Below are 7,386 nucleotides of genomic sequence, written 5' to 3'. Positions count from 1 at the left end.
GTTCAAAAAACATTAAGAACATTGTTTGATATTCTAAATATGGTGTTTTTATTCCCATAGCCATTTTCTTTTTAAGATCAGATGATACCTCTAACATTGTTTCAATTTCTTCTTTTGTATAATCCTCTAATGTTATAAAGTGTCTTCCTCTAAATACTGTTTGCATTGTTTTTCCCCCTTGAGTTTATTTTTATTATTGTGCGCTAATTAAAATATTTTTGTAACCTTTGTTGTATATTACACAGCACCTAATTTTACTTATGTATTTAATCACTTTCCTATAGTTTATGCACTATTCATGCCAAACTTATAAATTTAATTCCTATCCCTATTTCAAACCATAAAAAGCCAATTTATTCTTTTATGTAACCTCTTTTTTTTATCAAATTGATAATGTTTTTTCCTGTATATATTTCCTATTACTAGAGCTTTCCTCTTAAAAGTCATTTTATCGTTTTGATAAATTTTATCAGTTTGATAATAAATTTAGAATTGTTGAACCTTTCATATTTTTCACATATAATAAAACTAACTTATCATAATTGCCATAAAATTGTATATTTTAAAAATACGTAACTTGACTTGATTTTTAATTATACAATTTAATTAAAATCTTATTAAAAGAGGTGAATATACATGTCTTTATTACTAAAAAACATTTCACAAGCAATTACTTTTAATGACAAAGATGAAATACTTAATAAGGTAGACATACTAATAAACGATAACGAAATTGTATCTATCGGTAAAAATATTACTTTAGATAGCTCTACAAAAGTTATTGATTGTTCTAATCTTGTAGCATTACCTGGCTTTGTTAACACTCATCATCATCTTTATCAAACTCTTTTTAGAGGAATTCAAGAAGTGCAAGAAAAGCCATTGTTTCCTTGGTTAATAGGATTGTATGAATTTTGGAAACATATAACACCTGATGCAATATATTATGGAGCTTTAGTTGGATTTAGTGAATTATTAAGAACTGGATGTACAACTACTATGGACCACCACTATGTATTTCCAGAAAACAAGCCCGCTACTCTTATAGATGAACAAATGAGAGCTGCCTCAGAAATAGGTATACGTTTCCATGCAACTCGTGGATCTATGTCTCTTGGCAAAAGCGATGGTGGATTACCTCCAGATTGTGTAGTTCAAAAACCCGATGTAATATTAGAAGATTCTGAAAGATTAATTAATAAATATCATGATAAAAATAAATTTGCTATGCAAAGAGTTGCTTTAGCTCCCTGCTCACCTTTCTCTGTAAGTAAAGAACTTATGGTACAAGCAAGGGACTTAGCTAGAAAAAAAGGCATTATGCTTCATACTCACTTAGCCGAAACTAAGGATGAGGAAAATTTCTGTATAGAAAAATATGGTAGACGGCCTGTTGAGTTAATGGAAGATCTGGGATGGATCGGCCCTGATGTATGGTTTGCTCATGTTATTCATTTAAATGAGAGAGAAATGAAAGTTTTAAAAGGATCAGGAGTAGCTCATTGTCCTTCTTCTAATATGAAATTAAACAGTGGCATCTGCCCTACTACGGAATTACTCAAAGCTGGGGTAAAGATTAGTATCGCTGTAGATGGAAGCGCTTCCAATGATGGCTCCAATATGTGGGAAGAAGTTAGACGGGCTTACTTATTAAATCATTTAAAATATGGTACTAATGGCTTAAATGCTTATGAAATTTTAAGAGTAGCAACAAGAGGTGGTGCAGAAGTACTAGGACGAGATGATATAGGAATATTAGCCGAAGGTAAGGCTGCTGACATTGTCCTATTTGATCTTAATGATGTAGCTTATGCTGGATGTCATGGCCCTTTAGTTGGTTTAGTAACCTGCGGAAATACAAGTCTTGTTAAAATGACTATTGTAAATGGTAAAATAGTCGTAAAAGATGGTATACTGCTTTCTATGAATACTGATAATATAAAAACTGAAGCTCACAAAATTGCTACTGATATAGTTAGATATGAAAGATCATGTAAATAATTTAAATTTACACTTTATTTTTTAAAAAATCAATATAAATTATTTAATATTGATAACCCAGTTTTTATGGATATTTTTCAATAAATTTCTTGTAATACTTTGTTGATTTAAAATTATTTTAATTATATTATATTCATTTATACTTATTTTGATGATAAAAGCCTAAAATTTAAATATATATAAATCTTAGGCTTTTTATTGTACTCATATAGAATTTATGTTATACTTGTGAGGTTAAATACGGGCATGAAGTTGCCCTTGGAGAAATCCTAAACCACTTAATTAACTTACACTTAATTAAGTTAATGACTTCTACAAATCAGTATATATATTTTTTATGTATATACTGATTTGTAGAAGTTTTTTTGTAAAAAACTATATTATAAAATTGTTTATTTTCCAAACTTTATTAAAGCATAATCTTATGTATAATAAATTAATTTCTAAATAAACATAAAAGCAATGTTTAAAGCGAATTTTTATAAAAACACCAGGAGGTATTACAATATGAAAAAAATATTGGCTAATTACACGAATAAAGACTTTAAACACTTTAACGCAATTATATTCTTTACTAAATGGTTAATACTAGCTTCCTTAGTAGCTATCCCATCAGGTATACTATCTGCTTTCTTTTTAGTATCTCTTAGTAAAGTAACTAACTTTAGAGAACTTCACCCTAATATAATATTTTTACTTCCTTTAGGTGGCGCTTTAGTTAGTTACATATATATGGTTTGGGGGAAAAATAGTAGTAAAGGTAATAATTTAATTATTGAACAAGTTGAAAGAGGAATTGAAAAAGAAGAGCCCGTACCTTCTAGATTAGCATTTCTTACCTTGTTTGGAACAATAACAACTCACCTATTTGGTGGCTCTGCCGGTAGAGAAGGTACCGCTATTCAAATGGGCGGAAGTATGGCTGATACTGTTGCTAGATTATTAAAAATTAACAAACAAGATAGACAAATATTATTACTTTGTGGTATAAGTAGTGGTTTTAGTTCTGTTTTTGGAACACCTCTTGCAGGAACAGTTTTTGCAATGGAAGTAATATCAATAGGCAAACTTCATTCCTATGCTTTTATTCCTTGCTTTATATCTGCTTTTGTGTCAAATGAAATATGTTTAGCATTAGGAGCTACACACTCCCATTATCAAATGATACAAATTCCTCAAATGTCCTTCGTTATTTTACTTAAAATAATAATAGCCTCTATTTGTTTTGGCCTTGGTAGCATTTTATTTAGTGAGCTTACTTACTTTTTCAAAGAATCTTTTAGTAAAATCACTAAAAATCAAGCATATAAAAGTTTTATTGGAGGTATAATCATTATAATTTTAGTCTTTATATTCAATACTAGGGACTATCTTGGTTTAGGTCTTCCAATGATAGATAAAGCTTTAAAAGAACCTGTATCACTAACAACCTTTTTTCTTAAAACATTATTTACATCTATAACTCTAGGTGCTGGATATCAAGGTGGAGAGGTTACACCTTTGTTCTTTATAGGTTCAACTTTAGGTAATGCTTTAGGTCAAATTCTAAACATATCACCTTATTTTTTAGCTAGTTTGGGATTCGTAGCCTTATTTGCTGGTGCTACTAATACGCCTTTAGCTTGCTTTATCATGGGGTTAGAACTATTTCATGGACAAGGAATACCATTTTTATTTATCTCTTGCATGATAAGTTATCTGTTTTCTGGTCATCATGGTATTTATAGTTCACAAACAATATGTGCCCCTAAATATTCATGGCTAACCCTACCTGAAAACTCAACTTTATTATCTTTAAAAACTAAACGTTCTAAATAGAAAATTATCATTTACAAACAATATGAATATGTTCCTATTGTTTATAATACGTATAGATAACATATTCATATAAATTTAGTTTGTTAAATTTTATCATTAAAAAATTACTATCTCAAAATAAAAAACAACACAATATATTGATTAGATTCCTAATTCAGTATATTGTGTCTAAAATCTATTAATTATCTAACCTATAAATCCGACTACTATATATAAAGCCGTTGCTATTCCTCCATTTAAAAGTGCATAAGGCAATTGAGTTTTAACATGGTCTATATGATCCGATGCAGATGCCATAGAAGCTAGTATTGTAGTATCCGAAATTGGTGAACAATGGTCTCCCATTAAGGCTCCTGATACCACAGCTCCTATACAAGCAAATATATTAGCATCTATAGCTACTCCCATTTGTACAGATATAGGCATCATTATTGCAAAAGTTCCCCAGCTTGTTCCAGTTGCAAAAGCTATAAGCGCTGACATTATAAATACCATAGCAGGTCCAAATCCCCCATTTATTTTTCCTGCAACTAAATTTGCCATATAAGTTCCTGTGTGAAGATCTGATGATACTGTTCCTATCATAAATGCAAATACTAAAAGTAAAATAACAGATACCATAGCTCCCATACCATTGTAAACGTAACCTATAAACTCATTTAAATTCATTATTTTTTGTGAAATATAAAGTATCCCTGAAAATACTATAGATGCTGAAACTGCCCAAAATACTGATGTAGAACCAGATCCATTATATATAACACCTTTACCTGTTATATATAATCCTATAGGAATCATTAATATAAGCACTAAAAGAGGTAATATCATATTCCACATATTTGGTTTTACCCCTTCTTTTGTAGTAATTTCAGAAGCTTCTTTAGAAACAAGAGGAGTAGCACCATCTCTCATAAGCTTACCCTCATTCTGAGCTCTTAACTCAGCTTTTTTCATTGGACCCCAATCTTTTCCTGATAATATATATATAGGTACAGCTATAAGTGTAATTATTGAATAAAAATTAAATGGTATACTTTTGAAATAAATTTGAGTAGGATTACCAGATATAATTCCATTTGTAACTTGAAGTCCAACAAGTCCCATAAGAGTAGCACCCCAAGCATTAAATGGCACTATTCCACATACAGGTGCACAAGTTGAATCACATAAAAATGCTAATTTTTCTCTAGAAACTTTATATTTATCTGTAACTGGTCTAGAAACTGTTCCTGATGTTAATATATTTATAGATGATTCTATGAATACTACAAGTCCTATAAAATAAGTAAGAAGCATAGCGCTTTTTCTATTTTTAATAAGCTTATTTTTTTCAGTTAAAAAATGAACAAATCCCTCTACTCCACCAGATACTTGAATTAGAGTAATAATTGCTCCAACTAAAAATGAAAATACAATCGTTTTAGTGTTTGATTGACTTTGAAATACATCTATTACACTTTGCATGGAATCATTAAGCGCTGGGAAAAATGCCCATCCACTTAAAACTAACTTTCCAATAAATACTCCCGCAAACAAGGATATAAGCACTTGTTTGGTTACAATTGCTAAAATTATAGCTATAATCGGTGGTAATAAACTATAAATTCCGTAATCTGCCATAAAATATCTTCTCCTTTAATTAATATTAAATTTTATCATATGTCTATCTATCTAAAACTCCTAATTTTTAAAGTAGATTTTAGGAGTAACTACAACTTCACATAAGTATTACTCAAATTTAGGTTAACATATTTAGCTAATTAAGTAAATTTATCCAAAGTTAAAATTGCAATTCACTTGTTAAATCTCAGATGGAGCTAATACTCCACCTGAAATTAAGAATCCTATTTGCCTACAGCTTTTGATATTCTCTTTAATCCTTCTTCTACCATATATCTTGGACATGCTACATTCATTCTTTGGAAATTACCACCTTCATTACCAAACCATTGACCATGGTCAAAAGCTACTTTTCCTTTTTTAACCATAAGTTCTCCTAACTCTTCTTTTGAAAGCCCATATTCACTAAAATCTAGCCATAAAAGATAAGTTGCTTCTGGTTTTTTAATTTTTACCTTAGGAAGATTTTCCTTAATATACTCTATTACATAGTCTATATTACTTTCAATATAAGCAAGTAACGCTTCAAGCCATTCTTCACCTTTTTCATAAGCAGCCATAGTTGCTACCAAACTAAAAGGATTATTCCTCTTCAAATCTATTCTTCCAAGTTCTGTTTCAAATGTCTCTAAATATTCTTTATTTGGAAATAATATAAATGCTGAATATAATCCTGCAATATTAAATCCTTTAGTAGGAGCAAAACATGTTATTGTATTTTCTTCAAACTCTTTTCCTAAGCTAGCAAAAGGTATATGTTTATTGGGTTTATATACAATATCTGAATGAATTTCGTCTGATATTACTTTTACATTATGTTTAAAACATATATCTCCAAGTTTTCTAAGTTCATTTTCTTTCCAAACTCTTCCAACAGGATTATGTGGACTACATAAAAGTAATAATTTTACTTTTTCATCCATTTTACTTTCTAGATCTTCATAATCCATAGTGTAATCCCCATCTTCTCCTTTCTTTAGAGGATTTAATATAAGAATTCTATTATTTTCCTCTACAACACTAAAGAACGGATAATATACTGGTGTTTGAATAATTATCTTATCGCCTGGCTCTGTAAATTTTTCTATTATCATACTTAGAGCTGGAACTACTCCAGGACTATATGTAAGATGTTCTGTGTTCAATTCAAATCCATGTCTTTTTTTAATCCAATTTTTAGCTACTTCATAATATTCTTTTGGTCTATTTACGTATCCAAATATGCCTTGGTTTAACTTTTCCTGCATAGCTTCAATTATTTCAGGAGCAGTTTTAAAATCCATATCAGCTATCCACATAGGCCAAAGATCATTGCTTCCAAATTTAAGGTCCATTTCATTCCATTTCGCAGAATGATTATTTTTTCTATCTACTACTTCATCAAAATTGTATTTCATAAATAATTGCCTCCATTTTTGTAATTGTTCTACATACATACCTATAGAGCAATTACGATACCAGTTTTTTATAAAATCATTATTTTTTTAAAAGGATTTTTTTAAATATCCTACGAATTAAGTATTACCAATGTTTTTATTAAAAAAATCTTTTTTAAACCTTTACATTAATTATAAAAATAACCTTTTGAATCTAAAATTAAATGGGTTGAATGGTGTGTATTAACATACCATTCAACCCATTTAATTTATAAAATCTAAAAAATTTTCTGCTTCATATAAAATCCAAACCAACTAGTCCCTATTTAATATCCATTAGAATCTAGCTAATAATTACCCTTATTTTCCGCCCATAGTAAGAGTCATAACAGCTTTTGCTGTATGAATTCTATTTTCTGCTTCGTCATAAATTACTGAATGTGGTCCATCTATTACTGAATCTTCTACTTCATTATTTCTGTCTGCTGGAAGTGCATGCATGTATATTGAAGTTGGATTTGTAAGTGCCATCATTTTTTCTGTACATTTCCATCCTTTATATGATTCTAAT

General features: G+C 29.5%; 4 protein-coding genes, 2 pseudogenes and 1 riboswitch. Of the genes and pseudogenes, 2 read left to right on the top strand and 4 right to left on the bottom strand.

Going from position 1 to position 7,386, the window contains the following annotated elements; translation table 11 throughout:
- Positions 1-166: pseudogene (locus tag OW729_RS18980) on the bottom strand (ornithine carbamoyltransferase); the annotation flags it as partial.
- 470 nt (positions 167-636) lie between these two features.
- On the opposite strand from OW729_RS18980, the gene OW729_RS18975 reads away from it, so the two are divergent.
- Together OW729_RS18975 and OW729_RS18970 are read left to right on the top strand one after the other, a co-directional pair.
- Positions 637-2,001: an 8-oxoguanine deaminase gene (locus OW729_RS18975; protein WP_268063109.1), complete on the top strand. Its 1,365-nt coding sequence runs from the start codon at positions 637-639 to the stop codon at positions 1,999-2,001.
- Positions 2,002-2,234: 233 nt separating this feature from the next.
- Positions 2,235-2,323: riboswitch (Fluoride riboswitch) on the top strand.
- Between the two features lie 185 nt (positions 2,324-2,508).
- On the top strand, positions 2,509-3,819 hold the full coding sequence (locus OW729_RS18970; RefSeq protein ID WP_268063108.1) for a voltage-gated chloride channel family protein: 1,311 nt from the start codon (positions 2,509-2,511) through the stop codon (positions 3,817-3,819).
- 186 nt (positions 3,820-4,005) lie between these two features.
- Here the strand turns inward: OW729_RS18970 and OW729_RS18965 are convergent, their stop codons facing one another.
- The 3 genes and pseudogenes from OW729_RS18965 to OW729_RS18955 all read right to left on the bottom strand — a co-directional run.
- Positions 4,006-5,439 carry a Na+/H+ antiporter NhaC family protein gene (locus tag OW729_RS18965; protein ID WP_268063107.1) on the bottom strand — a complete coding sequence of 478 codons (1,434 nt, stop codon included), beginning with the start codon at positions 5,437-5,439 and terminating at the stop codon, positions 4,006-4,008.
- A gap of 224 nt (positions 5,440-5,663) precedes the next feature.
- On the bottom strand, positions 5,664-6,836 hold the full coding sequence (locus OW729_RS18960; protein WP_268063106.1) for a MalY/PatB family protein: 1,173 nt from the start codon (positions 6,834-6,836) through the stop codon (positions 5,664-5,666).
- 339 nt (positions 6,837-7,175) lie between these two features.
- A pseudogene (locus tag OW729_RS18955) lies at positions 7,176-7,386 on the bottom strand (ornithine carbamoyltransferase); the annotation flags it as partial.

This window comes from Clostridium brassicae, from assembly GCF_026738875.1.
GTDB classification, from domain to species: domain Bacteria; phylum Bacillota; class Clostridia; order Clostridiales; family Clostridiaceae; genus Clostridium_H; species Clostridium_H brassicae.
This window is presented reverse-complemented; position numbering and strand designations above follow the sequence as displayed.

What these genes read in the sequence shown, in the direction of transcription:
- OW729_RS18970 (WP_268063108.1), top strand. Translation starts at nt 2,509, where the DNA reads ATGAAAAAAATATTGGCTAATTACACGAATAAAGACTTTAAACACTTT.
- OW729_RS18965 (WP_268063107.1), bottom strand. Translation starts at nt 5,439, where the DNA reads ATGGCAGATTACGGAATTTATAGTTTATTACCACCGATTATAGCTATA.
- OW729_RS18960 (WP_268063106.1), bottom strand. Translation starts at nt 6,836, where the DNA reads ATGAAATACAATTTTGATGAAGTAGTAGATAGAAAAAATAATCATTCT.
- OW729_RS18975 (WP_268063109.1), top strand. Translation starts at nt 637, where the DNA reads ATGTCTTTATTACTAAAAAACATTTCACAAGCAATTACTTTTAATGAC.